Annotated in this window: 25 protein-coding genes and 1 pseudogene; 3 read left to right on the top strand and 23 right to left on the bottom strand. The window is 31.7% G+C overall.

Annotated features, from left to right (window positions below):
• Positions 1 to 6: 6 nt before the first annotated feature.
• From ABXT67_RS07900 to ABXT67_RS07860, 9 genes are all read right to left on the bottom strand, one after another.
• Positions 7 to 1545 (bottom strand): tetratricopeptide repeat protein, encoded by a 1539-nt coding sequence (locus tag ABXT67_RS07900; protein ID WP_415376718.1) that lies wholly within the window; start codon positions 1543 to 1545, stop codon positions 7 to 9.
• Between the two features lie 217 nt (positions 1546 to 1762).
• Positions 1763 to 2260: a hypothetical protein gene (locus tag ABXT67_RS07895; RefSeq protein ID WP_415376717.1), complete on the bottom strand. Its 498-nt coding sequence runs from the start codon at positions 2258 to 2260 to the stop codon at positions 1763 to 1765.
• A 231-nt stretch (positions 2261 to 2491) separates the two neighbouring features.
• Positions 2492 to 2776 carry an addiction module antidote protein gene (locus tag ABXT67_RS07890; RefSeq protein WP_415376716.1) on the bottom strand — a complete coding sequence of 95 codons (285 nt, stop codon included), beginning with the start codon at positions 2774 to 2776 and terminating at the stop codon, positions 2492 to 2494.
• A gap of 3 nt (positions 2777 to 2779) precedes the next feature.
• Positions 2780 to 2959 carry a type II toxin-antitoxin system RelE/ParE family toxin gene (locus ABXT67_RS07885; protein ID WP_415376715.1) on the bottom strand — a complete coding sequence of 60 codons (180 nt, stop codon included), beginning with the start codon at positions 2957 to 2959 and terminating at the stop codon, positions 2780 to 2782.
• Positions 2960 to 3302: 343 nt separating this feature from the next.
• Complete coding sequence (locus tag ABXT67_RS07880) at positions 3303 to 4772, bottom strand: serine hydrolase (protein WP_415376714.1); 1470 nt, start codon at positions 4770 to 4772, stop codon at positions 3303 to 3305.
• Between the two features lie 109 nt (positions 4773 to 4881).
• A complete protein-coding gene (locus tag ABXT67_RS07875) occupies positions 4882 to 5418 on the bottom strand; it encodes a helix-turn-helix domain-containing protein (protein ID WP_415376713.1) in 537 nt (178 codons plus the stop codon).
• 223 nt (positions 5419 to 5641) lie between these two features.
• Positions 5642 to 6583: an alpha/beta hydrolase gene (locus tag ABXT67_RS07870; RefSeq protein WP_415376712.1), complete on the bottom strand. Its 942-nt coding sequence runs from the start codon at positions 6581 to 6583 to the stop codon at positions 5642 to 5644.
• 175 nt (positions 6584 to 6758) lie between these two features.
• Positions 6759 to 7895 carry an FAD-dependent monooxygenase gene (locus ABXT67_RS07865; RefSeq protein ID WP_415376711.1) on the bottom strand — a complete coding sequence of 379 codons (1137 nt, stop codon included), beginning with the start codon at positions 7893 to 7895 and terminating at the stop codon, positions 6759 to 6761.
• Positions 7892 to 8308: an LIC_13387 family protein gene (locus tag ABXT67_RS07860; RefSeq protein WP_415376710.1), complete on the bottom strand. Its 417-nt coding sequence runs from the start codon at positions 8306 to 8308 to the stop codon at positions 7892 to 7894. The genes ABXT67_RS07865 and ABXT67_RS07860 overlap by 4 nt, the downstream gene beginning before the upstream one ends.
• A 55-nt stretch (positions 8309 to 8363) precedes the next feature.
• Here ABXT67_RS07860 and ABXT67_RS07855 point away from each other — a divergent pair, with 55 nt between their 5' ends.
• Complete coding sequence (locus ABXT67_RS07855) at positions 8364 to 9017, top strand: TetR/AcrR family transcriptional regulator (RefSeq protein ID WP_415376709.1); 654 nt, start codon at positions 8364 to 8366, stop codon at positions 9015 to 9017.
• 143 nt (positions 9018 to 9160) lie between these two features.
• Here ABXT67_RS07855 and ABXT67_RS07850 read toward each other — a convergent pair whose 3' ends face one another.
• Complete coding sequence (locus tag ABXT67_RS07850) at positions 9161 to 9592, bottom strand: PH domain-containing protein (protein ID WP_415376708.1); 432 nt, start codon at positions 9590 to 9592, stop codon at positions 9161 to 9163.
• A 372-nt stretch (positions 9593 to 9964) separates the two neighbouring features.
• Here ABXT67_RS07850 and ABXT67_RS07845 point away from each other — a divergent pair.
• Positions 9965 to 10939 (top strand): annotated as a pseudogene (locus ABXT67_RS07845) (IS110 family transposase).
• A gap of 44 nt (positions 10940 to 10983) precedes the next feature.
• On the opposite strand, the gene ABXT67_RS07840 reads toward ABXT67_RS07845, so the two are convergent.
• Together ABXT67_RS07840 and ABXT67_RS07835 are read right to left on the bottom strand one after the other, a co-directional pair.
• Positions 10984 to 11568, bottom strand: a complete 585-nt coding sequence (locus tag ABXT67_RS07840; protein WP_415376707.1) for a hypothetical protein — start codon at positions 11566 to 11568, stop codon at positions 10984 to 10986.
• Positions 11569 to 11604: 36 nt separating this feature from the next.
• Positions 11605 to 12177, bottom strand: coding sequence for a DUF4870 domain-containing protein (locus ABXT67_RS07835; RefSeq protein ID WP_415376706.1), 573 nt, complete (start codon positions 12175 to 12177; stop codon positions 11605 to 11607).
• A 434-nt stretch (positions 12178 to 12611) separates the two neighbouring features.
• Between ABXT67_RS07835 and ABXT67_RS07830 the strand changes: the two genes are divergently transcribed.
• Positions 12612 to 13586, top strand: coding sequence for an IS110 family transposase (locus ABXT67_RS07830; protein WP_415376705.1), 975 nt, complete (start codon positions 12612 to 12614; stop codon positions 13584 to 13586).
• A gap of 39 nt (positions 13587 to 13625) precedes the next feature.
• Here ABXT67_RS07830 and ABXT67_RS07825 read toward each other — a convergent pair whose 3' ends face one another.
• The 11 genes from ABXT67_RS07825 to ABXT67_RS07775 form a co-directional block, all read right to left on the bottom strand.
• Positions 13626 to 14222: a mobile mystery protein B gene (locus ABXT67_RS07825; RefSeq protein ID WP_415376704.1), complete on the bottom strand. Its 597-nt coding sequence runs from the start codon at positions 14220 to 14222 to the stop codon at positions 13626 to 13628.
• The gene (locus ABXT67_RS07820) at positions 14213 to 14674 is read right to left on the bottom strand and encodes a mobile mystery protein A (protein ID WP_415376703.1); all 462 of its coding nucleotides are present in this window, start codon (positions 14672 to 14674) and stop codon (positions 14213 to 14215) included. Before ABXT67_RS07820 ends, ABXT67_RS07825 begins: the two co-directional genes overlap by 10 nt.
• Before the next feature lie 313 nt (positions 14675 to 14987).
• Positions 14988 to 17705: a M60 family peptidase N-terminal accessory domain-containing protein gene (locus ABXT67_RS07815; protein WP_415376702.1), complete on the bottom strand. Its 2718-nt coding sequence runs from the start codon at positions 17703 to 17705 to the stop codon at positions 14988 to 14990.
• A gap of 443 nt (positions 17706 to 18148) precedes the next feature.
• Complete coding sequence (locus ABXT67_RS07810; RefSeq protein ID WP_102088415.1) at positions 18149 to 18559, bottom strand: lipocalin family protein; 411 nt, start codon at positions 18557 to 18559, stop codon at positions 18149 to 18151.
• Positions 18560 to 18682: 123 nt separating this feature from the next.
• Positions 18683 to 19825, bottom strand: coding sequence for a helix-turn-helix domain-containing protein (locus ABXT67_RS07805; RefSeq protein WP_415376701.1), 1143 nt, complete (start codon positions 19823 to 19825; stop codon positions 18683 to 18685).
• Positions 19826 to 20037: 212 nt separating this feature from the next.
• Complete coding sequence (locus tag ABXT67_RS07800; RefSeq protein WP_415376700.1) at positions 20038 to 20502, bottom strand: helix-turn-helix domain-containing protein; 465 nt, start codon at positions 20500 to 20502, stop codon at positions 20038 to 20040.
• A 432-nt stretch (positions 20503 to 20934) separates the two neighbouring features.
• Positions 20935 to 22827 carry a DUF885 domain-containing protein gene (locus ABXT67_RS07795; protein WP_415376699.1) on the bottom strand — a complete coding sequence of 631 codons (1893 nt, stop codon included), beginning with the start codon at positions 22825 to 22827 and terminating at the stop codon, positions 20935 to 20937.
• 171 nt (positions 22828 to 22998) lie between these two features.
• Positions 22999 to 23190 (bottom strand): hypothetical protein, encoded by a 192-nt coding sequence (locus ABXT67_RS07790; RefSeq protein ID WP_415376698.1) that lies wholly within the window; start codon positions 23188 to 23190, stop codon positions 22999 to 23001.
• A gap of 1 nt (position 23191) precedes the next feature.
• A complete protein-coding gene (locus ABXT67_RS07785) occupies positions 23192 to 23908 on the bottom strand; it encodes a DUF3667 domain-containing protein (RefSeq protein WP_415376697.1) in 717 nt (238 codons plus the stop codon).
• A 105-nt stretch (positions 23909 to 24013) separates the two neighbouring features.
• Positions 24014 to 24814 (bottom strand): DUF6090 family protein, encoded by an 801-nt coding sequence (locus ABXT67_RS07780; protein ID WP_415376696.1) that lies wholly within the window; start codon positions 24812 to 24814, stop codon positions 24014 to 24016.
• Positions 24798 to 25532 carry a DUF6090 family protein gene (locus ABXT67_RS07775; RefSeq protein ID WP_415376695.1) on the bottom strand — a complete coding sequence of 245 codons (735 nt, stop codon included), beginning with the start codon at positions 25530 to 25532 and terminating at the stop codon, positions 24798 to 24800. The genes ABXT67_RS07780 and ABXT67_RS07775 overlap by 17 nt, the downstream gene beginning before the upstream one ends.
• Positions 25533 to 25568 lie beyond the last annotated feature (36 nt).

The following is a 25568-nucleotide window of genomic DNA, read 5'->3' as shown; positions in this document are numbered from 1 at the left end:
CTTAAACTATCCTGCTTCACCAATATGGTTAGGTTTTGAGCCACTAGGTTCGCCTACCATAATTGGATTTGTGTATTTCGCAATATCTGTTAATAAGTTTTGAGCTGCAGAAAAAGTTTCTCGTCCCATTAGCACAAAGACGTTTCCATCCGGATTCATAACTTCAAAATTGATAATCGTTTTTAACATTGGTGGTAACATAGAACCATTTCCGCCGTGATTATGTCTCAAATCTAAAATTAAATTTTGTGTGTTATTTTTAGATATCTGACTACGTAATTCGATGTTAAAATCTTCTAAAGATTGGGTTTTCTTTTGTGTAACAACATTAAACTGAATATATATACTATTATTTTTTGGAATCAATTTATACCAATATGGGTCTTCTGTTTTCGACAAGAATATTGGTTGTTCATTGCCTTTTAGCTTTGGCATTTTAGGGAAGTCGGAAAAATTCCAAACCACTGGATTCATTGTGACTTTTTGAGACTTTCCTTTTAAATCTCTTAAAGTAAGAATTACTTGATTTGAGTTCTTTATAATTCCTAAACCTTTTAATACATCTGGTAATCCCAAATAATAAGGTCCTAACCAGAGTATTTGCATATCATTATCCCTCGCATTTACAGCGTTTGTTTTTTGAAGTGCTACTTCAATAGGTGTATTTTCAATCAACTCTACTTTATAACCAATCCATTGTTCAAAGCCTTTCTCAGCATCAACAATAAATAGTCCATCAGTAAACTGATAAAACTGAACAGGAAGTTTTTTTAAGGCACCTTTATTTGAAGATGTCGGAATAATCAAATTATGTCCATTGCCCAAACTTCCAACAATTTTCATTAGTTCTACAATAATCTGTTCATCAGATAATGACGTTATATTTGTTTTTAAATTTAGAATTTCTTTTGATAATTCTGTTTTAGAAATGCTGTGATAAGGACTATAATGCAACTCACTAATTCGTTTTTCTAAATATGAAATATCATTAGTCCAAGTTTCTTCTCTTATAATATTGGTTTGATTATTATCACCAAATAGAGCTAGAAAATTTTCATCGTCATTGAAATTTTTAAAAGCAGAACTACCCTTTAAGAAGGGTTTTTCGTCATAACGTGATGCAAAACCTTTTCGTAGCCATAATATCGCATTATTTTTATCATCGTCTTTAGCATATGCTTTAGCGATTTTTATCATAATATCATTTGACGGTGCAGAACCTGTTGGAATTCCCCTTAAAATAGTTCCTCCTAAATCAAGAGTTTTCTTTAGTGCAGTAATGGCGTTTTGATACTGTTCTATTTGATAATAAGAAAGTCCTAATAAATAAAATAAATCAGGATCGTTTTCATAGTCTTTAGTGAGGTTCTCTAAAATAGTGATGGACTCTTGCCATTTTTTATTTTTGACTAAATTTACCGCTTCGTTTCTCTGATGAAAGTATTCTGTTGTGTTTTCTATCTTACTATTTTTCGTTTGAGAAAATGTGTAAGAGGTATTAAAAAAAATAAGTAGGATAAAACTTGTAATGATTGCCTTTTTCATGTTTAATTCTTGTTCGTTTATTATTAAGACAATTATAAAAGAGAATTGTTACACTTAGGAAGTTTTAATTAGGTGTAACGGTTTGGCTATCGTTTCGTTGCGGAATCGTGCGCTAGGACATTCCGAGAATACCAAGCCATCATTGCAAGATAAGAATTTCCGTTTAGGAAATTCCGCCGCAATGAATTGTAGCCGGTGTTGTAACCAGTTTTTATTTTTAAAATAATAGACTTGAAAAAAATAAAGCTATAACACCTATAATGAAACCTAGACTCAATAAAACATTCTTTCTTTTTTCCGTTTTTGTCCAATTTTTGAATTCATCAAAATATTTTAAGTATCCATCATTTTTAAAAACAAAAAAATAGCATATTAAATATGATAAACCGCCTAGTAAAATGAAATAATAATAATTTAATACTATTTCAGGGTTCGTAATGTTGATTGCAATTTTTCCTATACTGATAAAAATCAGAGCTATAATTCCAATAAGCCAGCCACCACTAAACCAAAGACTAAATCCATCCTTTTTATCAGTCCAAAATCTATTATACCATTCCGTTGGATTTTCAATTCCATATTTTTCTTTCATTCGGTTTTTAATAGATGGTATTTTGTAAAGCAATAGGGCTGGATTGATTTTATTGAAAAGAAAGTGTAATTTATTTTCTATCACGTATAGACTAAAATGTAAAACATTTAAAGTTCTTTTCATGCTATACTCGTTCGATTCTCAAATTGGTTACGGCTCGGCTATGGTTAGTACGGGAACTAAAAGTAGTAAACTTTCGATTAAGCAATTAGCCAAAACTTTTTATTTTATTTTATCTTCTTTATTGTAAAGCCAAATCAAAAGATTTGGCGGACTTGGTTAAAAGCACTAAACTTTGGGTTAAGCACCGAAACCCGTATTAATTATAGCCATTGTTGTGGTATCGTTATTTTTTTAAGCAGACATTGGATGCACTTGAATTTGTCCTCCGATTGCTTTTAATACTTTCATAATTGTTGCAAATTGAGGTTTCGATCCGTCAGATAATGCTTTATACAAACTCGGTCTGCTCAAACCAGTTTCCTCTGCAATTTTTGTCATTCCGATTGCTTTCGCAATATGTCCGATTGCATTAATTATATCCGTATTATTTCCCTCTTCCAAAACAGTATTGAGGTATTTCGCAATCATTTCTTTGCTATCCAAATAATCCGCTATTTCTAATCTTGAAGTTCCCATTTTCTATTTATTTAATTTTTCCCAAATTTCTTTCGCTTTTGCAATATCTTTCTGTTGAGTAGATTTGTCTCCGCCAATAAGTAAAACAATGACTTTTCCGTCTTTCTCTTTAAAGTAAACTCTGTAACCTTTCGCAAAATTTATTCGCATTTCCCGAATTCCATTGCCAATAACAATCGCCAAAATGTTCGTCAGTTTCTAATTTTTGAATTCTGAACAAAATTTTCGCTTTTGCTTTAAAGTCTTTTAACTTTCTCAGCCATTTGTTAAATTCATTTGTTTTCTCAATATGAAACACAAATACTGTATCTACTTGGATATAAGGTTAAGAAAAATATTTGAATAAATACAGTTTAGATAGCGTTTTCAGCAGAGTGAGTTAATGCACCACGTATTTGTGTATGAGTAGCAGCGATTTTGAATACACTACTTTTCAGAAAGTAATCTACAAAATAATAAGTAATAGCGATTTGAATTAAAACTCAAATCGCTATTACTTATTATTTTGTTGGCAATAGTTGTTTTTCTAGCCCTTAATTAGTTCGGTTAGCTTTTCCTGTGAATCTTTATATCCCAATTCAATTGCTTTTTGGTAACTTTTAATAGCGTCATCTTTTAAGTTATTTACTTTATATCCATCACCTAAAGAGTCCCAAAGATTACCATCCTCAGGGTATTGCTGAACATTTATTTTAAATAATTCCAAAGCCCAATCTAAATTTTCATTTAACCTTCCTATTAAGAGATTTCCAAATGAATTTAAAAGCCTAGAATCTTTTATATCATCAGCGTAATTTTCTTGAAGCAATGTAAGGAGCTCTTTCGATTTATCTGTTGAATGTTGTTTTATGTAATCCATCGTAAATGAGTATACATTGTTTTTAATTGGTTCTGGAACATAGCTTTCGTCCAAAATTATTTTTGCAGCAACATAAGCAATACCTTCAACCTTCGCGCTATTTGCATTTGTAGCATAGGTAATGTAGATATCTTCTTTTGGGTACCAAATTAAAGTATGCATAAATGTCCCATTAGAACCATTATGTGATATCCTTTTAATATTGTTTTCAAACATTTTAACTCCCCAGCCATAGCCATAACTAGACGTGCTTTTAGGAGATGAAGTATAGGGATAGGGTGTACTTAATTTTTCAAATGACTCTGGTGTCAATATTATATTTGTTTTTAGAGCTTTGTGCCAAAGTAGCATATCATTTTGAGTCGAGTTAATACCTCCATTCCCTTTTAAGTGCCAATTGACATCTCCAGTTTCTTGATAACGCGTAATTGTTGACTCCGTTTCTAATATATTTCTGTTGTAACCATGAGACATCTGTTTTGTATCCCATTTAGGCAAAAGATATCCTGTTTGAAACATTCCTGCTGGTGTAAATAGATGCTCGCTTACAAAAGCCTCGTACGATTGACCAGAAACTAATTCTATGATTCTTCCTAATAAGCTATATCCTGTATTTGAATAAGAATATTTTTCTCCAGGCACAGATAATAATGTACTTGCAAAAAGTTTTTCGAAAAATTCCTTTTGTGAGATTTCTGAAAAATCACGTCCTATAGACTCTGAAAAGCCAGTAGTATGTGTTAAAAGTTGATGTATTGTGATGTTTTGTTTTTCTGTTGGTAGATTTTTGAAAAACGTGCTTAAAGGATCTGTTAATTTTATTTTTCCTAATTCAACTAACTTTAAAATTGCTGTTGCGGTAAATTGTTTTGTGTTAGAACCAATATCAAAAATAGTATTTGGGCCATTAAGGGTTTTAGTATGCTTGTTAGCCTCTCCATAGCCTTTGTTAATAATGATTTTTCCGTTTTTCACAACAGCAATTGCACCAGAAAAACCGTTGAGAATTCCATCATTTAAATAATTGTCAATTTTAGTAAAAGCATCACTAGAATTTAATTTTTCCTGAGCATTAGAAATTAATGTTCCAAATATTAATAATGTAATTGTCGTACAGACAAGAAGTGTTTTTTTCATCTTTTTATTTTTTGTTTATTTCTTTTCAAAAATCTAAAAGACGATAGTACAATCATAAAAATTAGCCCGACAATGCTACGACAATATGCCGACAGTAGTGCTATTGTTCCTAAATAAGACTGAAATTAAGCTTGAAAAACAGCTTTTTAGATCTATCGATACTTGCAGTGTTCACTAGTATTAGGATAACATTTATAAATATCAGAACAACTAATGCCCAGGGTGTAATAAAATGAGAAAGAGAAAATGAAAGTTTAAGAAACCCTGTTATTAAGAAAATAAGAGTTGCAACAATGGTCCATAAAATTTGAAGAGAAATGATTTGTTTAGTAATACTATTATTTTGTTTACCGAAGTATATAATAACAAGAGGCAGAATAATATTCAATAGTGGAATAAAGGTCACAAATAGAGAAGATAAGTTAATTAACTTGATTAATGAAAAATTTAAATCTTCTATAGGTTTCTCTGTTTTGTTTATAGCAGTTAAATCTAGACCAAGTGCATTTGTCAGTGCTTTTGCTGTATGTCCTTTTGGCTCTCGTCCGGCTTCTATTCGCTGGATTGTCCTTATAGAAATTCCAGATTCATTAGCAAGATCTTCCTGAGTAAGATGTTTTTGTTCTCTAAGGGTCTTAATATTCATTTGCACTTAGTTTGCGCTACATTTGGTCAAATTATTGCCAACGGTTAGCTAAACGACAGTGCGGACTTAACAACAAATTAGTTCCATTTTGGCGGCTAGCAAATTTATTTATCGTACACAATCTACATAATTTTATTTCTGTGAGGAAATTAAATTTGCGGGGTTGGTAAATGCTATATCACATTCGGGTTAAACCCATACCCGCATTGCGTTTGAGCCGTTGTTATAGCCCGTTTTTAATCCAACTCACAACAGCTTCTAAATTCTCTGTTTCAAATGCTGCCGAATGTCCTCCTTTTTTAATCGTCATTAATTGTTTATTAGTCGAAATTGAATTTTCAAATAATTTCAATCCCATTTTATAAGGAAGGTCTTCGTCATCCTTAGCATGAAGTATCAATAAATCATTGGAATATTGTTTTACTTTTTCAATATTACTTATGTTCAATAAATAATCTGGAACTGTTAAATCAATAAACGGTCTTAATATAAACTTACCTCCACTAAGAAATTGTTTCTTATAATGCTTTAACATATCAGAAACATCTGATACTGGAGATAAAAGAATTAGCTTATCTGGTCGCTTAATAACTGCTAAATCAGCTGCAAATGTTGAACCTAAAGAATAACCTATTATAATCAAATCATCATCAATATCTTCAATATCAAGTTTTTCGAACATTTCTAAATTATCTATAAACTGAGTTTTAAAAGATGATTTCCCATCACTATACCCATACCCGCGATAATTCCATGAAATAATTCTAGATTTTGTTTTTATTGATAGTGTCACTAAATATTCTGCATAGGATGTGTGTCTAGAGGAATTCCCAATAAAAAACACTATTGTTTTGTCATATTCAACTGGAGAATACTCAAAATATTCAAGGGTCGTGCTATCATTAACTGTAACATAATCTCTCTTTAAAACGATTGTGTCGCTTTTAATTATTTCAGTCCTGCTTGAATCTATAATACTTGCCGATATGTTTAACCATTTTTGTTGATAGTTCGTATTATAAGTTTCTAAATCGATACTATCTTGACCGATATCGTATGGTGTTGCTCTAAATGCACTACGTTCAGCAACCCTATATGTTTTGATTGCGCAAGAGTGAATCAATATTACTACAAGTGGTATTGTTATAAATCTAATTAGTTTCATTAATTTCTCGTTTGTTTCTTTTGTAAATGGGCTATAACGTTTATTATAAGAATAGTAGCGGATTTCAAGACGTAAATCTTTCAATTTATCACTAAACTTTGTACAAAGATACTCACTTTGAATTTAGCACTAAAACCGCTATTATTTTTATACATTGTTCTCTGTAGTTTTCTTTTCAATAGTTCAATTTATAAATAGAAGTTGATTGTTTTTCAGTTAATTTTTTCGGCATTAGTCTCATTAAGTTATTCCGCAGAAACATTCCAAACCTATTTTCTAAGTGAGCCATTTTTCCAACAGTCCAACTTGTATTTATAATTTTTTCGGCATTCTTTTTTCTTATTCTTTCAAGCTTTTGAAATGCTGATTGTATGTTTTTTTCGGTTGATAAACATTCTGCAATAACAAAGGCCGTTTCAATGGCTTGACAAGCACCTTGCCCTAAATTTGGTGTTGTTGCGTGAGATGCATCTCCGATTAAACATACATTTTTATAATGCCAACTTGAAATTGGTTTTAAGTCCATCATTTCATTAAAAATCACATTCCTTTTCTCTGTTGTAGATATTATTTTTTTAATTAATGGACTGAAATTTGAAAATAATTCTTCCAACTTAGCATTAGAAAATTCCTTTTTATAGTCAGTTTTATAATTTGCCAGTGCGTACCAATACACTTCATTTTCATTAATATGAACAAAGCCAAAACGTTTTCCTTTTCCCCATAATTCATTTAATTCGGTTTGATACTTTTTTGGAATATCTATTTTTACTATTCCTCTCCAACATACTTGTTTCGCAATTCGCAGTTCGGTATTATTAATGATTGATTTTCTGACCACAGAGTGAATTCCATCCGCACCAATTAATATATTTGAAGAATATGATGTTCCGTCTTCAAAAGTAAAATTTACTTCATCAGTTGTCTGACTTAGTGACTTTAACTTTTTATTTAAGAGAATATTTACTCCGTCTAATTTATCCAACAAAATAGTATGTAAAGTTGCTCTATGAATTGCATAAGTTTTAGCCTTAAATTCTTTTTCGGCATTTACTAAATTCACTTTGGTAATTGTTTTTAGTTTTTCATCTGTTATAAGTAGAGAATCTGTATAACTACCTAACGATGAAATTTCTTCATAAACACCTAATTTTTTAAATACTTGCATTGCATTAATTGCCAAGTTTATGCCTGAACCTGCTTTCTTAAAATCTGTAGATGTCTCAAATATTTCGACCTCAAATCCTTTTTGTTTTAAAGCAATGGCAGTAGTTAACCCTCCAATTCCTGCACCTATTATTGAGATTTTCATTTTCTAAGTTTAATAATTAATGAAATTGCGAATCCTAAAAGTGCAATACCTGTGAATACAATTGGCACTATAAAAAAATATTTAATTGATAAAACGAAAGAAATTACACAAATTATAATGTTAAAAATTATAATGTTAGTGGGAATAGATGACGCTTGGTTGTTTCTCAAAATTAGAATATTCAATAGTCCATATCCAAAAAGTAATAATCCCATCATTAAACTAAAACCTTGATGAAAGGAAAAAATGTTGGTTGCAGTTCCCATTATTTCGATTGGGAATTCTTTCATTTTTTGGATAAAATCAATTTGTGTTTCACTTTTCGGACTTGTTAAATCTGTAATTGTGTGTCCAATACCAACGAATATTAACGACCAACTCGCTATTTTACTGCTAATTTTTTCAACTTTCATTTTTATTAATTTAAGATTAGGTCAAAGGTACTAATTTATTTTATATTTAGGTCAAGTGTACTATTTTATTTATCTTTGTAAGATGAAAAAAACCAGAGAAATAATTTTAGACACTTCTTTAGAATTATTTAATTCACTTGGTTTGTCTCAAGTAACGCTTAGGACAATTGCAAAAAAGATGGGGATAAGTCAAGGGAATTTGAATTATCATTTCAAAAAACGTGACGATATCATTGAGGGCTTGTATTTTCAATTGGTAAAAAATATTGACAGTAGTATGTCAAGTATGCAAGAGAGCAAAAACCCTTTTCAATTATTGGTAAGTATTTCTGAAACAATAATGTTTAATTTTCATGAATATCGTTTTTTTATGCTTGATTTCACTCAAATTATGCGTGAAAATAAAAAGATTAAAAAACATTATTCCGAGTTAACCATACAAAGAGAAGAGCAATTTTCAATGCTCTTTAATTTATTGATTAAAGAAGGTTTAATGAGAAAAGAAATTTTACCAAACGAATATAAAAACTTGTATAAGCGTTTTCAAATTTTAGGGGATTTTTGGATTTCAGATGCAGAAATTCTCAATTCAAATATCACAAAAAAAACGATTTTAACATATTCGGTAATTTTAACACAAGCCATTTTTCCTTACTTAACCTTAAAAGGTCAAAAAGAATATCATTCTATTGTTTCAGGTGGTTTTTAATTACAGAAAACGTTGTTGTGTATGATTAGTGGCGTGTTTAAGCAACTAATTTAGTAAATAATTACCGACCAAGAAAGTCCGCGAGGGCTTTCGTAAGTAAGCTAGTATTAGCAATAAATTTTATACGGTGTTGTAACACGTTTTTATTCCTCAGTTATGTTGTTTTTTATTTTCAGGTTCAAATTTGTCAAATACTGTGCAAACTCAAATTTGTTTTTTGGTGAAATTATTAACTCCTCAAATTTTCCATATTTAATTTCAATTCGGTCAAACGATGCTGCTGGCGAAGAAATAATATTACTAGATTTTGTTATTTCCCTAATTTCATTGATTTCAATTGGTTTGTAAGTAAAGAATCCACATTTAATTTTAAGTTTTTTATCCTCAATTATATATTCCGTTTTGAGGAACATATGAGTTATAAGTCCGAAGATTATTATTAAAAATATACTTATTAAAGTCAAATTCAGATTGATTCCGCTTTTAATCAGGTTTAGGATTAATGGACTAAAAAAGACTACGAATACAACAGTCAATAATCCGTAAGAAACTTTGGAAGAATATTTTTTAGTCATATTTTACTTTTTTATTCGGGTTTTTCTGTTACTGTTTTACAACGGTTTGTGTATGATTAGTGGCGTGTTTAAGCAACTAATTTAGTAAACAAAAACGAACCAGAGAAAATTCCGAAGGAATTTCCAAGTAGGCTAGAAGCAAGCAATTGATTATACACGTCTTAAGTTTACAATTCATTAAATTTAGATATAAATCAGAAAGCACCAAAGAGAGGAATAAGGTTATTATACACGCAGAGACTAAGATCTCGTCAACATTGAAAACCCCCTCTCTTTTCTACACAGATTTCGTACAGTTGTATGAGGCTTTTAGACCTCGATTTTAAGTCGTTGAAACTCGCGTAGTATGTACTTTCAAAAAAACATTTTATTATGATTAAAAATATTAAATATTTTGGAATTGACATTAGCTATTTAGTGTTTGATGTTACCGATTCAAATGGTAATTACTATCAGTTTAAAAACAATGCATCAGGCTTTAAGAAGTTTACAAAACTCTTAGATAATAATAGTCATTGTGTGATGGAAGCTACAGGTTATTACCACTATCAACTAGCTTACCATTTACTAGAATTTGGCATAAAAGTATCGGTAGAAAACGCTTTGTCAGTAAAACGTTTTATCCAGATGAAGTTGTCAAAAATCAAGACAGATAAGAGCGATTCAAAACTTATTTGTGAGTATGCTCAGAAGGTAGATCTAAAACTGTGGAAGGGCAACACTAAGAATTAAATGGAATGTCTTCAAATCACCAGAGCACTATCTGTATACACAAAACAGAGCACTATGTTAAAAGACAAATTACATGGAGAAGCTGTTTTAGGAGCGCCAAGTAAAGCAGTTGTAAGGTCCTTAAAACGGAGTTTAACACAGCTTAAAAAAGAGATGAAAGCTTTAGAGGATAAGTTGCTGGTTTTGGTAAAACGAGCACATCAAGACCTATTAACTCGTTTAAAAACTATTCCAGGCATTGGACCTAAAACATCCATTATGTTAGTGGTTTTAACAGGTGGTTTTGATCGGTTTACAAGTGCAGCAGAACTATGCAGTTACGCTGGTCTAACACCAGTGATTAGGCAAAGTGGAAGTAGTGTAAAAGGACGACCTCGAATAAGTAAAATAGGGAATCAAAAACTTCGTAATTTATTATTTATGTGCAGTTTTAATGCTTGTAAATACAACAAAGCTTGCAGAGATCTTTACGAGCGAATAGTGGCCAAAGGGAAGAGTAAGAAATTAGCACTTATTGCGGTGTGCAATAAGCTCTTAAAACAGGCCTTTGTTATTGCTAAATCAGGGTTGATATATGATAAAGAATATAAAAGTACTCTAATGAGAAATTATTGAGTTTTTACTTGTTTTTAGCCACAGTACTTTGTTGTAACCAGTTATTATTCAATTATTTTTTCTGTACTTGCTCCAAGCCAGTATTCAATAAATGAATCAAAACTGAAAACTAATATAATAAATAGAATAGTAATTCCAAAAGTGATTAATCTTTTTTTAATTGAAACACTAGATTTTGATTGAAAGTTAGTAAGCTTAATGACAGTATCTTTTACTATTTCTCTATTGAAAAATAGAATTAAGAATAACATTAAAAGAACTATTATGGCATTGGCTAATGCTGGATATACATCAAGAAAAATAATATCGAATACAATTATGTTTACCATTATAGGTAATAATATCAATACTCCAATAAGCTTTGTTTTATTCCATAAAAGAAACCAAGCACCAATGAGTTGCACAATTCCTACAAACATTATGTAAAAATATGAATGTCCCATAAATGTCCAGGCTAATGAAAATCCACTTGCCTCACCTAATGTTGTATTTGCAATTTCAGCAGGTAATTTTCCTTTCATATAAAATTGACCACCTAACAATTTAGACAATGCATAAATATTAAGAATTATGAAAACGCACTGACGTAATACAAGTTCAAATGTTACTTTGTAGTTTGATTTATTCATTAGTTCGTTATTTGGTTTAGTTTAATTGCCTTGAGATTAACTTAAGAATTGAAATGCTATTAGATACTTTAAAGATTTCCCATTATGATATCTGAAGGTATTAGCTATTACAACTAGAAAATTTAGAAAATACATTGCGCTGATAGTTATTAGTATTCCGGCAAAGGAAATGGTAGTTAGTTCAAGTTTTGAAGTAATAAAAAGACCAATAACTAATAAAAATAAAAGTAATGTCCAAGATATTTGAAAGTTTAAAATAGATTTTCCAACAAGGTCTATATCCTTTATCTTATCTTTTTTTGAAGTCCAAATAATTAATGGAATTAGTATACCAAGTAATGGAAATGCTATAAAGCAGAGTTGCGACAAGTTTAATAGTAATAAAGCTTTACTATCTTCAATAATTTGCCAATCTATTAATTCGTTAGGTGTAACATTTAAACCACTTGATAATCTTTTAATGGAATCTCCAGTAGGTTGGGTTTCTCCATTTTCAATTCTTTGAACTGTACGTAAACTTAACCCAGAATTTTCTGCCAAGAGTTCTTGTGACATACCGTTTCGCTTTCTTAATTCTTTTACTCGTTTTGCTAAATCTTTATTCTTCAATTGAGTGATGTTTAATTGTTGAAACAAAGCTAAATAAAAGCATTGGCATTGATGTCGTCATCTATATGACATCTTTACGTCATCTGTGTTTTAATTGGTTACGTGATTGTGTATGGTTAGTTGCGTGGTTAAGCAACTAATTTAGTAAACAAAAACGAACGCGAGAAAATTCCGAAGGAATTTTCTAGATAAGCACTTGCCAAAGCAATTAACTATACACGGCTTAAGTTTACAATTCATTAAATTTAGATATAAATCAGAAAGCACCAAAGAGAGGAATAAGGTTATTATACACGCAGAGACTAAGATCTCGTCAACATTGAAAATCCCCTCTCTTTTCTACACAGATTTCGTACAGTTGTATGAGGCTTTTAGACCTCGATTTTAAGTCGTTGAAACTCGCGTAGTATGTACTTTCAAAAAAACATTTTCTTATGATTAAAAATATTAAATATTTTGGAATTGACATTAGCTATTTAGTGTTTGATGTTACCGATTCAAATGGTAATTACTATCAGTTTAAAAACAATGCATCAGGCTTTAAGAAGTTTACAAAACTCTTAGATAATAATAGTCATTGTGTGATGGAAGCTACAGGTTATTACCACTATCAACTAGCTTACCATTTACTAGAATTTGGCATAAAAGTATCGGTAGAAAACCCTTTGTCAGTAAAACGTTTTATCCAGATGAAGTTGTCAAAAATCAAGACAGATAAGAGCGATTCAAAACTTATTTGTGAGTATGCTCAGAAGGTAGATCTAAAACTGTGGAAGGGCAACACTAAGGATGAAATGGAATGTCTTCAAATCACCAGAGCACTATCTGTATACACAAAACAGAGCACTATGTTAAAAAACAAATTACATGGAGAAGCTGTTTTAGGAGCGCCAAGTAAAGCAGTTGTAAGGTCCTTAAAACGGAGTTTAACACAGCTTAAAAAAGAGATGAAAGCTTTAGAGAATAAGTTGCTGGTTTTGGTAAAACGAGCACATCAAGACCTATTAACTCGTTTAAAAACTATTCTAGGCATTGGACCTAAAACATCCATTATGTTAGTGGTTTTAACAGGTGGTTTTGATCGGTTTACAAGTGCCGCAGAACTATGCAGTTACGCTGGTCTAACACCAGTGATTAGGCAAAGTGGAAGTAGTGTAAAAGGACGACCTCGAATAAGTAAAATAGGGAATCAAAAACTTCGTAATTTATTATTTATGTGCAGTTTTAATGCTTGTAAATACAACAAAGCTTGCAGAGATCTTTACGAGCGAATAGTGGCCAAAGGGAAGAGTAAGAAATTAGCACTTATTGCGGTGTGCAATAAGCTCTTAAAACAGGCCTTTGTTATTGCTAAATCAGGGTTGATATATGATAAAGAATATAAAAGTACTCTAATGAGAAATTATTGAGTTTTTACTTGTTTTTAGCCACAGTACTTCTTAAGTTTTTTAGTTTTCTGCAAATTTTATTAATGGTTTTATATTTCCATTGTCAGCTTCTCTTAATGCTATGATATACTCTTTTCTTGTTTCATCTGCTCTAACCATATTTGACTTGTGCCAGCTGAAAATTTCTTTTCCGAAAATAGATTCAATAATTATATCAGCCATCATTCTTGAGTGTCTACCATTTCCATTGGGAAAGCAGTGAATTGCTACGATTCTATGTTTAAATCTAATAGCAATTTCTTTAGGTGGATAAGTCTTGTTTTCTAACCAATATTTAGTGTCATCAATTAGATTTTTCAGTTCTATTCCGATTTGAGTCCATTTTATTCCAATGTTTTTGTCAGTCTTTCTAAATTCACCTGCCCATTTCCAAACATCGCCGTACATTTTTTTGTGTAAATCTTTTATAAACTTTTCAGTCAATATTTTTTCAGGTTTTAAATTAGCTCGAATAGTCCATTCTACAGCTTTTTCAATATTTAACTGTTCAAATTCATCGAGTTCTTTTTGCGTTGTTATTGATTTTATTTTTAGACCTTCTTTTTCGTCTTCATCTAAAGGTGTTTGGCCATCTGCGTATTTTAAATCTAATCCCATAATGACTTTCTCATTTCCCTTTTTATTTCATTAGCCAAGTCATTTATTGAATGTTCAATTTTATCTTCACTGATTCCTTGGTCCTCTAATTTCATATTTTGATTGGTCCTTAAAACAATTTTTCGGGCCAGTTTTTCAGCCTTTAAGTTGATTAGACTTTCGATGGTCCCATCTTTAGGAATAAAACCATAAATAAATTTCATATTCAAGGCATTGCCAACATCCTTTAGTTTATTGATGGTTATCTGACCTGTAGCTTCACGTTCTTCGATTTTTTGAATAGCTCCTTTAGTCAAGTCAAGTTTGGTCCCTAATTGGTCCCTTGTCATATTAAGAGTGGTTCTAATAGTATTTACCCATCCTTTTTGTGGGACCAGGACCATTCCTGCATCTTTAAAATGAGCCAGTTTTTGGTCTAATTGTTCTATGAGTAGTTTTTTCTTGTTTCTCATTTGTCAATATTTTATACATATAAGTATGTAAATTAAAACAAAAGTATACAAATATGTATAAATAAACAAAAAAAAGAATACTTATATGTATTTATTTGTGTAAATAATCATACACATATGTATGAATAAGTTTGTCTAAAAGGTTCAGATTTAAATTAAATCCAACGTGTTTCTGTATGGTTTGTTGCGTTTAAGCACCTAATTTAGCAAATAAAAACCGAATAGAAAGTCCGCGAGGATTTTCGTAAGTAGGCTAGAACTAGCAATAAATTATATACGGTGATCTATATAGTTTTAGTTCCATTGGCTATTTCTATCTCAAAACAATAACTCGTTTATTTATTTGTGCACCATCAGCAAATTCAATTTTCAGTATGTAAATACCGTTGCTTAGTCCATTTACATCTAGTATCCGATCCGCTTTTTGATACTGTTTAATTACCTGACCATTTATCGCAATCATTTGTAGCGTTTCTATTTGTAAACTATGATCTGTCACATCAATATGGATTTCTGTCGAAGTAGGATTGGGGTAAATTATTATCCCTTGCAGAAGCTCCTCTGATATACCAAGGATTGGAAATTCAGCAGTGACTTCACAGCCATCGAAATCAATTACAGTTACCGTCTGAACATTACCAGTTATCTCGATTGAAATGTCATATGGTTCTACGCCTCCTGTTACTATAACCTCTCCATCTACCATAGTGATGTTCATCGTATCCAGCAAGCAACAAACATCTGGAGTTTCATTTGAAGGTGCACCATTTGGATAATACAGTTCAATAATGTCCTGAAGGATATCGATTCTTTGCTGCGCTTCGGCGGTATCGTAAGTCAGCGATTTTTGGTAGTGCCATCCTACACCGTAATCAGGAGTTGCGGTAGGTCCATCTGTGAATAGATTTGGATATACGATTAGGGCGTAGGCAACAAATGCCGAGTTATCCACAGGAATCAGGGCAAAATAATTTTGCAGTCTATCATAAATGGTTTGAGATGGGACAATGTCAATTTGATCCAATGCGTCTTGTAATGCGATAGGATCTTGTGGAAGAATGCCAAAAACATGAAATAATGGACGTAAATCTACTTGTACAGCGGTAGACATACGGAGAATTCTACTGTCAATATCTTGGTTATTAATACCATGGTCTATTCCGTTTTCGAAGTCTATGTATTCTTGCTTCCAGAAATTTCTTAGTGGGCACCAGTCTAATATATTTACTATTTCAAAATAGTGACCGTATCCTCTATGTTGGTAACGTACTTCATCATTTGTAGTATTTGAAATATCCCGCTCCGCACCAAAAGTATTTGACACCATTCGGTGTGTTGCTGTTCTATCAATATTAAAAGTATTAGGAACAAAACTATATTTCACGGCTTCATTGAGTTCTTCATTCAAGCCATAATTCATAGCCATGATGTATGGGAAATTGACCAATGCTTCCGTTTCTCCCGGAAATTTGGACATTGCCAACGCATGCCCAGATTCATGAAAATTCACTTCATCATCTGGCCCCGGTCCGTTCATAAAGTAATCAGGTCCAGGTACATCAGTAAAGCGCAGTGGTGTGTTCGACATTGGATAACCAATGGAATATGCATTAAATCTAATGGTAATATCAGCTATCATATACATATTGTGCTTGTCTGAAACAATATCTCTGGCCATGATAGAATTAACACCTTTTAAAGCCGTATCCCAGTCTAGCATGGCTTGCATAAGGTCGTATTGGCCAGGAACAATGGAATGTGACGGTATCGTGAACATAACATTATCCGTTTCAAAGACAGCCCAAGGTCCGGGCTTGGTAAGTTCTTCGTTAAAGTCAGGTGTTTCATAAAATGACTTGAGCGAAAAGAAAGGGGACTCCACACCATTGGTCACACTTACCTCTACAATCCCTTCATCCGCTTCGTAGGGAACAAGAATGGAGATGGCACCACCAAATGGATTGAAAACCTCAATGGTCGTAGCATCAATCGGAAATTTTTTCGTTATTCTGTCCAATCGATAGAAATTTGGTCTAACTCCTAGGTCCCATTCATGCGAACCAACTCTTACATAATAATCTTGACCCACCAAGCTATTGGGAACTGTAACGGTAGCTACACTTCCAGGAGCAAGATAAAGACCAGTTGGTCTAAGAGCGTGATTCGTATTATCTCCGTTGATGTCGAAGTATGGATTGGCTCCATCCGGATCTTCAAAATTTGCTCGGATAAGCACAGAATGACTAACCGTTGGATCTAATGGCGGATCGACGTATCCAGGAAAGGTGTGACTGGTGTTAAATACCCATCCATCAATATGTTCTGGATATTCTAAATATCCCTCTGGTGTCATTGCCGCATCGAGTATTCCTTGCTGAAGCGCAACCATAGCCCTTTCCATTCCAAGGCCAGGAGCGACGACCGGATCTTTTGAAAAGCCGTTTACGGTATTAGGAGTAGAGAAAAGCGGACCTATTTGGTTGTCATAATCCTCGATTACACTTTTTGCAAGCAATATTACCACTTCGTTACGAAGACATTCAGGTTGTGCCTGGAGAATATCCCTAATATAAAGGAGTTCTGGTTCAGTAAGGGTCGCGATACCGTTTATGTGATTTTGCAAATCAATTAAAGCTTCCGATGTTTCACAGGGAGTATTTGTGGTGTAAGTTGTATAAAATCCAATATCATTAGAACCACTTGAAACCAGGACATTATCAACATAAAGCCAATATCCACCTGGTGCAAAAATTCCATCTCCGTAGTCATCATAGATTTCAAAAACAACGCTTGTTTCTTCAGGAATACAAACAGTTGCTGAGTAGTTAGTGAAGTCTTCATAAACACCTCCTTGACCGCCTTGGATAATGATACCTCCACTTTCATAGGATAAGATCCAATAGTTTTCGTAACCATAATTGTCGGTTAAAATATCCACCCTAATTTCAACTTGACCTGCAGAACATTGAGCAAAACTGTAGCTTGTAAAAAGTGCTAAAATAAAACTGATTAACAGTATTTTTCTAATCATAATTTTTCTTTTAAAATAACTAATAAATTTTATTATTGCATAGAACGGTCTTATGTATGATTAGTTGCGGGAAAGTACGCGAGTACTTTCCACCGTGGCACTAAGTTAATTAATTCGATTGAATTTTTAATTAGGAAATTCAGCCGCAATTAATTAGACACGGTGTTAGCTTTTAGTGCTCTTTTATTTTTTTTATAATGTAATTTATTTTTTCGCTTTTTAATTCCGTAAACTTGTTCATATTCAAATGTTTTTTTAGCTGGGTAAATGTCTATTTAGATTCAAATTTTATATATTTATCATGAACCACTTTCGCTCATTACCTATATTAAAATTATGCAATGTTGTTTAAAAATTAAGAAGTACTCTACGATTAAAACAAAAATAACCTGAACATTGTCCAAGCTATTTTTTGTCTCTACTAAATTAACTAAAGAATACGATTACAATCTATTATAAGTATCTACAACTGAGATATCGTTTTGCGTAGATGTTAAAACGAGCGTCTGCTCATTCTCAATTCTAATTTCGTAAACAAGGTTGTTAGTTATGGTAAGCGTATTTATAGTAATAGTATACGTTTCTGTACTATTAGTTGTCATTTCGCAATCATCAGCAATTAGATTATAGGTTGCTATTATAGCTTCATCACTACTGTCGATGAATTCAATAGTACTCATTTTATCACAATCCGTTAATGTAATGGCTGTGCCATTTTCGGTCGAATTAATAAGTTCCCATTGACCATCAACAAAGGTTTCATTAATATTATCGATAAAAAAATCATCATCACTACATGATTGATTAAAAATAGCTATTACTAGGATCACTACGATTTGAATTGTTTTGCTCATTGTTTTAATTTTTTCGCCTTTATTTAGGCGTTAATTATATTTTGAGCAAAGGTACTAGGGCACTTAGGCTTGAGAGTCCCAAATAGTTATAACTGAACAATTATGGACACATTTTTCAGTATTTTAAGAAATTTGATGGCTTTTTTTGAACTCAGAAGGTGTTAAACCCGTTTCTTTTTTAAAACCAGAATAAAATGCAGATTTAGAGTTATAGCCTGCTTCCAAACCAATGGCAAGCATACTGTATTTATTGAAATCGGTATTTAAAACCATCTGCTTTACGTCTTCAACACGATAATAATTAATATAGTCCGAAAAACTCTTTTTAGAATTATTATTTATCATCTGAGACAAATAACCAACACTTATGCCTAGTCTATTTGCCATATCGTTTCTACTTAATTTTGGATCTCTATATATATATTCATTTTCTAAAATGCTTACTAAGTCTTGCAGGTATTCATTGTCTTTGTCTTGAGTTAATTCCGTTTTTTTGTCCTTTATAGAAACTTCTATAGTTTCTGTTTTTACTTCTTTATCAATAAGTTTTCTTATTTCATATCGATTTCTAGCCAATCTAAATTTAAAAATTCCAATATAGCCCACCCAATAGAACAGCAAGTTTAAAATAAGCCAAAGTATAAAGTTGAAATCGTTGGGATATGCCTTTTCAACAACCTCTAGAGAAATCCATGTGATTATTATTGCCACATGAAAATAGAAAAACAGTTTAATCCATTTTAAACTATGGTTGACTAACGGATGTTCTGTATTCGTTTTTTTGAATAATAGCACATATGTAACCACCAGAATAATAATATTTAAGACAATAGAAAAGAAGTATTCTACTGTATAAAAAGGGGGAACCCAATAAAGATCCTCAAGGCTATATAACTTAAAATGGGCGTGTCCTCCCACATACAAATTAACAAGAACGGAGATGGAGAATGGTAAAAATAATAGTTTATACTTATTTTGTAATTTAAATTTAGGGTACAAAAACTTCACATAATAGAACAGAAGTGTAATGGGGAGGAGTAAAACGAGTTCAATGTCTTCAAAAATAGCAAATTTAGGAAACTCACTATACCAATGGTATTTAACTGCTAAGTATTGCACATTTGTTAATATTCCAATTAACATGCTAATTCCCAAATAAGTATTGGTAGAACTTTTGAAATATTTAGAAAATAATATTGCCAAGGAAAATAGAACACCTTGCACTATGCCAATTACTATTATAAAATCAAGTATTTCGAGATTCATTTATTATTAAGATTCGAGAAGGTTCTAACGCATTAAAGCTAACGTCTTTGTATATGGCTAGTTGCGTGTTTCAAGCACCTGATTTAGCAAATAATTACTGAATAGAAAGTCCGCGAGGACTTTCGTAAGTAAGCTAGAACTAGTAATAAATTATATACGGTGTTGTCTTTAGTTCTTTTCAACTTTCTAATTCCTTATTAATGTATAAAAAATTAATTCTTCTTGTATTTCTTATTAATCATCTTTCTTTTCCAATTTTCCCCAAAGAAATCAAAAATATTAAGAAAAGCAGCTCCCAGAGCAAGCGCATAAAAAATCAGCATATAAAAAAATAAAAACCAGCCTTCTGAATCAGAATCAAAAAGCGCAAGAATAAAAAATCCAACCAAGCTTAATATAGCTAGCGCAATAAATCCATAAAACCCTTTTACATTTTGAACATATTCTTCTTCTTTTCTAATTTGTTCTATTTCTTCTTTCTTATCCGAATCGGTAATATTGGTTTCAAAGACAGATGCCAAAGATTTTAATGATTCTAAACCAGCATTTTCTCCGTTTTCTATTCGTTGAATAGTTCTTATACTTAACCCGCTCATTTCTGCTAATTGTTCTTGAGACCAATGTCGCTCTAATCTCATTTTTTTAATATCTCTTAAATTAATTGTATTAGAATCCATTATTATTTTGCTTTTAATATTATTTATTATGCAAAGCTAATCAATAAGCTCTTGCTGGTGCTGTAAGCATTGAGACATAGTCATGACACCAATACGACAGTAACATGACACAAGTACTTACTGTAAAACAAAAAAGCGCTACATATAAGTAAAATCCGATAATCACTAAATTTTATGTCGATTCTCAGTTCGCGTTTGAATGTAATATACCACAATTATTTTCAATTTTTTTTTTAAATGACTTTGAACTAAAGTCTGAACTTTGTGGTTTAGCAATATTTTTAGCATTAAAGACAACGTTGTTGTATAAGATTAGTTGCGTGGTTTAAGCACTAAAGTTAGCAAATAAAAACCGAATAGAAAGTCCGCAAGAACTTTCGTAAATAGTCTTTTACCAGCAATTAATTTTATACGGTGTTAGCATTTGTTTACTTATCCCTTTTCCAATGTTACATGTATATAATCGTCAATAATCTCCTCTAAAATATCTAAAGGAACAGCACCATTTTTCAAAATAGCATTGTGGAATTCTGGCAACTTGAATTTATTGCCGAGCTCTTGTTTCGCCTTTTCTCTTAATGCTAAAATTTTCATCATCCCTACCTTGTAAGCACAGGCTTGACCTGGTAATACAATATAACGCTCAATCTCAGAGATGACAACAATGGTTGGCAAACCAGTATTCGCCACCATATATTCAATGGCTTCTTCTCGTGTCCATTTTTTATAATGTATCCCGACATCCACGACTAATCGAACAGACCTAAAGATTTCAGCTTGTAATCTTCCCAAATTACCAAATGAGTCGTTTTCATAAAAGCCTAATTCAAATGCTAATTGTTCGGTATATAGAGCCCAGCCCTCGGAATAAGCTGGAAAAAAAAGAATATTCCTAAAAGTAGGCAAACCCTCTAATTCAACTTGAATTGCTGATTGAAAATGATGACCAGGAATGCCTTCGTGATAGGCTAAAGTTTTCATACCGAATTTAACAATATCCTTTGGGCTTCTTAAATTAGCAAAAAATACGCCTCCTTGTGAGCCATCTTGAGCGGGACTCGCATAATAAGCAAATGGTGAGCCTTCTTCTTTGAATTGAGGGACTCGCTTCACTTCTAAATCTGCTTTTGGAGTAATTTCAAAAGCTTCTCCAAGCCCCTGCTTTATTTCATCTAGTATCCGGTTGTATTCTGCAATAATCATCTCGCGGCCAGCATCATTATTAGGGTATAGAAAACGCTCTTCTTTGTTCAGTATTTGAATAATATCTCCAATTGTTTTAGTAGAGTCTGCATAGCCTTCGGCTTCCAAGATTGTATTCATTTCTTCTTTGATTCTTTCGACTTCTGAAAGGCCAAGACTATATAACTCTTCAGGGTTTAGATCTGTGGAGGTATTTACTTTTAGCATAAAGCGGTAGTACTCATCGCCATTAGGAAGCTTCCAAACACCTGCATCGTTAGTTGCATTAACATTTAGCTTTTCGATATAATCAATTAACCTTTGGTAAGCAGGAAACACTATTAGTTCAATAGCCTCTACAACCTGTTTTTTATAAGTTGCTTTGTGGTCTTCAGAAATATCATCTATTGCATCCACTTTAGTTTCAAAATTGGCATAGAGGATATTTGAAGTCACTGCAAAGGTTTTGCCCATTGTATTATCAGTCAAAGAATCTTTTTGAAGTCCAATAAATTCCTTCATCTCATCAAGTACTATCGTATTAATAAATTTCGGTGGGATAATGCCTTTTGATTCTCTTATTTTAAGGTTCTCTATGAGCTGCAAAAATTTGGTGTCAAATTTTGATAGTCTGGAGATATATGCTTTAATATCACTTTCATTCTTGAGTTTGTGAGAATTTTCTAGCAAACTTGGTAATTCACTCTGTACTCCAAGCACTTGTTTTACAGGATAGTCGTGGTAAAGAAATGGTTCTCCCTGCAAACCAATATCTAGAAAGTATCCTACCTCCATGAAATATTTAAATATTTTGGTATTGAGTTGATTGTCTGGTGATTGATTGTCAAAATCATAGCTCAGCAAGGTTTCGTAATTTTCTTTTGATAGATTGAAGGCTTCCCATTTTTTAGTATCAGAAATATCGTTAAGTTCATCTTTGGTAATATCATAGAGCACAGGTAATCCTAATTCAGTAATCAACTCAGGGTTGTTTATAACAAGTCCAATCAAGGCTTTTTCATAAAAATGATTGATGTTAAAGGGTTTGAACCAGATAAGGTTTGTAAGCCATATACCTCCAATGATAAATAGAATTAGTATCGTTCTACTTGTCCAAAATTTCCAGCTTTTTTTTTGAATCATGATTTGTAATTCTATGTAAGTATTTAATAAATGCTAAAGGTTTGTATAAGAATAGTAGCCGATTTCGGAAGTAAAGTTTTTCAATTTATTACTAATGTTAATGCGGACTTTAATGTACCTATTTACTACAATTTCAGGCTATTATTTTTATACTTTGTTAGTGGCTTTATTTTATTCTTTTGGTTGATTTTTATCTTTTTTTACAAGCAAATAGATAGAGAGTGCAAATCCAATTATATAAACAATCGAGAGTACAGGTTTTTCAAATTCAAATTTTTCAAAATCGAATTGGTTAAAGGTTGCCATCCCTAAAGTGAATACTAGAAGGATTGGAATAATATTTGTTTTTTTGTTATTTCCCATTTTAATGTTTAAAGATTAAGTCAATTAAAGTTCCGATTAATATTGCTGTCAAAGAGAATGTTAAAAATCCTATAAAATATGAAAAAAGTGCTTTAACATAATTTGAAAATTTGCTTTTGTCAAAAAACTGTCCGATTGCCCAAGCAGAATAAAGAAAACCCAAAATACCTGCAATCTGCATTAAATCAATTTGAATTAGGCCTTGGAAGAGTGCGAAAAATGAATAAATTAACATTCCCATTCCCATTACAAAACATAATAAAATTAAAATCTCAAAAAAGTTATAATTATATTTTCTAAAGAACAGTTTTGTCCAAAAAGCAATAAATATTCCCATAATAATATTTGCATAACCATAATGGTCTTGAATCCATTTAAAAATATAACCCGTTGTCGATTGTTTTCCTTCTTCAAATTTCACATAACTGTCTTCAATATGAAAAAAATGATTAATAAGTGAATAGATTAAAGAAGTTATAATTATGAAAATAATAGGTTTCACAAGTCTATTTCTATCATCTGAAACAAATTTCCTAACACTTTGTCCAGGTCTTAATAGTAATTCTCTTATTGTAAAAAGTATTCCTTTGTCAAAATTCAAAACACTTCCAATCTCAGATAAAATGTATTGTCCATCAATTCTTTTAAGTTTTGTTGGTTGTCCGCAGTCTGGGCAATAGTTTTGATTTATTTTGGTACTACAATTTTTACAATTCATTTATTTTCTTTTCGGTAGTTCTCTAATATTTCCACAGCGTCCAATGTATGGTGTCTTAGCTATCCCGCAGGGTAGCTATGCACTATACATATTGTTGTGCTTTCGTTATTTTTCAACTTCTTTTTTAATCATATCTACAATACTTTCAATCTTTTCTTTTACGCCTTCAGATTGTTCATTAGTATATCTCGTATAACTTATCATTTGAAATAAATAATCTTCAAAATCAGGATGAATCAACAAAGGTTTGAAATCTGATTTAGATACTAAGTCTTTCGTGGATTGATATTCTTTTAAGCTCCCAATCGCAAATTTTCCCCTTATTTGTTTGTCTTCCATAAAAATCATTTGCATTCCTCCAATTTGATAATTTTCTATTAAGAAAGGAATTAAACGCTCTTCTGTTAACTTCACAATTATTAATTCTTCTTCACTTAGTTCACTTAAATAACTTGAAAATGATGTGATATTGTTTCTTAAATCAATGTTTTCCAATAAATAGAGCTTTCCAGAATTTATCAATTCATTACTTACACTAAGCTGTGGGTCGAAAGTAGGTCGGATGGAAATTCGAGAAAGATGAACGTTAAGACTATCCTGTAGAATTAGTTCTGGCTTTTCTGTTCTATATTTTAATAGCTTAAAACTGGAGTTCAATATATCATTTCTTATATCTATTTTTTGTTCTATTTGGTTTAGATTATTCGAATACTCTTTTAATAGTTGTGATAGAATTAGCTGTTCTTGTTTTCTATTTTGTATATTTTGATTCCAACTATTAATCTGTAAAGCAATTAAAATTCCGATAACCACGAGCACTATTTCTCCAATTGCATAAAGTAAATACTTACTGAATTTGTTTTCAGTTAGCATTTTTTGTCTAATTTTTCTAAAGAATTTTATCATCTGCTTCTTTTATAATTTCATCAACTTGTTCCTGAAATTCGGTGAGACCTCTAATCAAAGCATTGAGCATTCCAGTATAACGTTTAATTAGAGCGTAAATAAACGTAACTCGATTGCGATAAGTAGGGTCACTCAAAAAATAATCGTGTAATTCTTTATTACTCAAATCTTGCGCAATAGTATTTGTCCTCCATTCGGGATACCATTCATAATGGTCTCTCAAGTATTTTTCATGGTCCAACATTTCTGCTGAAATACTATTTTCAAGCGAAAGCATTCTAGTATCCATCCACTCATAGATGTCATCGAGAAAAAAGGCTAATGTATCGTTTATTTGCAATTCTTTTAATTGGGATACCCCTTTTTTGTTTAATACAATATGTGGATGAATATTCAATAATCTTGAAAGACCTTTATCCAGAAGGTTAGGTGATATCGAGTCATTTACTACTTTTTCAAAAACAGATTTTTTCTCCGAGTAGAAATCCACAATTCTTTGCAAATCTTCAATATCATTTTTAATGTCATTATCGATAAGCCTGTAAACGTTAACTAGTTTATTTTGGTCTTTTCGTTCTTCATTCCAATTATTTAAGCTGAGCGCTATTAAAATTCCAATAACAACCAATACAATTTCTCCCATTGCATAAATCAGATACTTGCTGAACTTGTTTTCAGAGAGTAATTTTTGTCTAATTTTTCTAAAGATTTTTATCATTGGTTAGCGGTTTGTGGTAATGAAGCACAACGGGTT

The organism is Patiriisocius sp. Uisw_017 (assembly GCF_047731265.1).
In the GTDB taxonomy this organism is placed as follows: Bacteria; Bacteroidota; Bacteroidia; order Flavobacteriales; family Flavobacteriaceae; genus Patiriisocius.
This window is presented reverse-complemented; position numbering and strand designations above follow the sequence as displayed.

Excerpts from the sequence above, each read along its gene's own strand:
- ABXT67_RS07790 (WP_415376698.1), bottom strand. The coding sequence starts at position 23,190 with ATGGGAAATAACAAAAAAACAAATATTATTCCAATCCTTCTAGTATTC.
- ABXT67_RS07815 (WP_415376702.1), bottom strand. The coding sequence starts at position 17,705 with ATGATTAGAAAAATACTGTTAATCAGTTTTATTTTAGCACTTTTTACA.
- ABXT67_RS07880 (WP_415376714.1), bottom strand. The coding sequence starts at position 4,772 with ATGAAAAAAACACTTCTTGTCTGTACGACAATTACATTATTAATATTT.
- ABXT67_RS07865 (WP_415376711.1), bottom strand. The coding sequence starts at position 7,895 with ATGAAAATCTCAATAATAGGTGCAGGAATTGGAGGGTTAACTACTGCC.
- ABXT67_RS07820 (WP_415376703.1), bottom strand. The coding sequence starts at position 14,674 with ATGAGAAACAAGAAAAAACTACTCATAGAACAATTAGACCAAAAACTG.
- ABXT67_RS07895 (WP_415376717.1), bottom strand. The coding sequence starts at position 2,260 with ATGAAAAGAACTTTAAATGTTTTACATTTTAGTCTATACGTGATAGAA.
- ABXT67_RS07825 (WP_415376704.1), bottom strand. The coding sequence starts at position 14,222 with ATGGGATTAGATTTAAAATACGCAGATGGCCAAACACCTTTAGATGAA.
- ABXT67_RS07890 (WP_415376716.1), bottom strand. The coding sequence starts at position 2,776 with ATGGGAACTTCAAGATTAGAAATAGCGGATTATTTGGATAGCAAAGAA.
- ABXT67_RS07900 (WP_415376718.1), bottom strand. The coding sequence starts at position 1,545 with ATGAAAAAGGCAATCATTACAAGTTTTATCCTACTTATTTTTTTTAAT.
- ABXT67_RS07795 (WP_415376699.1), bottom strand. The coding sequence starts at position 22,827 with ATGATTCAAAAAAAAAGCTGGAAATTTTGGACAAGTAGAACGATACTA.
- ABXT67_RS07785 (WP_415376697.1), bottom strand. The coding sequence starts at position 23,908 with ATGAATTGTAAAAATTGTAGTACCAAAATAAATCAAAACTATTGCCCA.
- ABXT67_RS07805 (WP_415376701.1), bottom strand. The coding sequence starts at position 19,825 with ATGAATCTCGAAATACTTGATTTTATAATAGTAATTGGCATAGTGCAA.
- ABXT67_RS07780 (WP_415376696.1), bottom strand. The coding sequence starts at position 24,814 with ATGATAAAATTCTTTAGAAAAATTAGACAAAAAATGCTAACTGAAAAC.
- ABXT67_RS07860 (WP_415376710.1), bottom strand. The coding sequence starts at position 8,308 with ATGAAAGTTGAAAAAATTAGCAGTAAAATAGCGAGTTGGTCGTTAATA.
- ABXT67_RS07810 (WP_102088415.1), bottom strand. The coding sequence starts at position 18,559 with ATGAGCAAAACAATTCAAATCGTAGTGATCCTAGTAATAGCTATTTTT.
- ABXT67_RS07830 (WP_415376705.1), top strand. The coding sequence starts at position 12,612 with ATGATTAAAAATATTAAATATTTTGGAATTGACATTAGCTATTTAGTG.
- ABXT67_RS07870 (WP_415376712.1), bottom strand. The coding sequence starts at position 6,583 with ATGAAACTAATTAGATTTATAACAATACCACTTGTAGTAATATTGATT.
- ABXT67_RS07875 (WP_415376713.1), bottom strand. The coding sequence starts at position 5,418 with ATGAATATTAAGACCCTTAGAGAACAAAAACATCTTACTCAGGAAGAT.
- ABXT67_RS07840 (WP_415376707.1), bottom strand. The coding sequence starts at position 11,568 with ATGAATAAATCAAACTACAAAGTAACATTTGAACTTGTATTACGTCAG.
- ABXT67_RS07775 (WP_415376695.1), bottom strand. The coding sequence starts at position 25,532 with ATGATAAAAATCTTTAGAAAAATTAGACAAAAATTACTCTCTGAAAAC.
- ABXT67_RS07850 (WP_415376708.1), bottom strand. The coding sequence starts at position 9,592 with ATGACTAAAAAATATTCTTCCAAAGTTTCTTACGGATTATTGACTGTT.
- ABXT67_RS07800 (WP_415376700.1), bottom strand. The coding sequence starts at position 20,502 with ATGGATTCTAATACAATTAATTTAAGAGATATTAAAAAAATGAGATTA.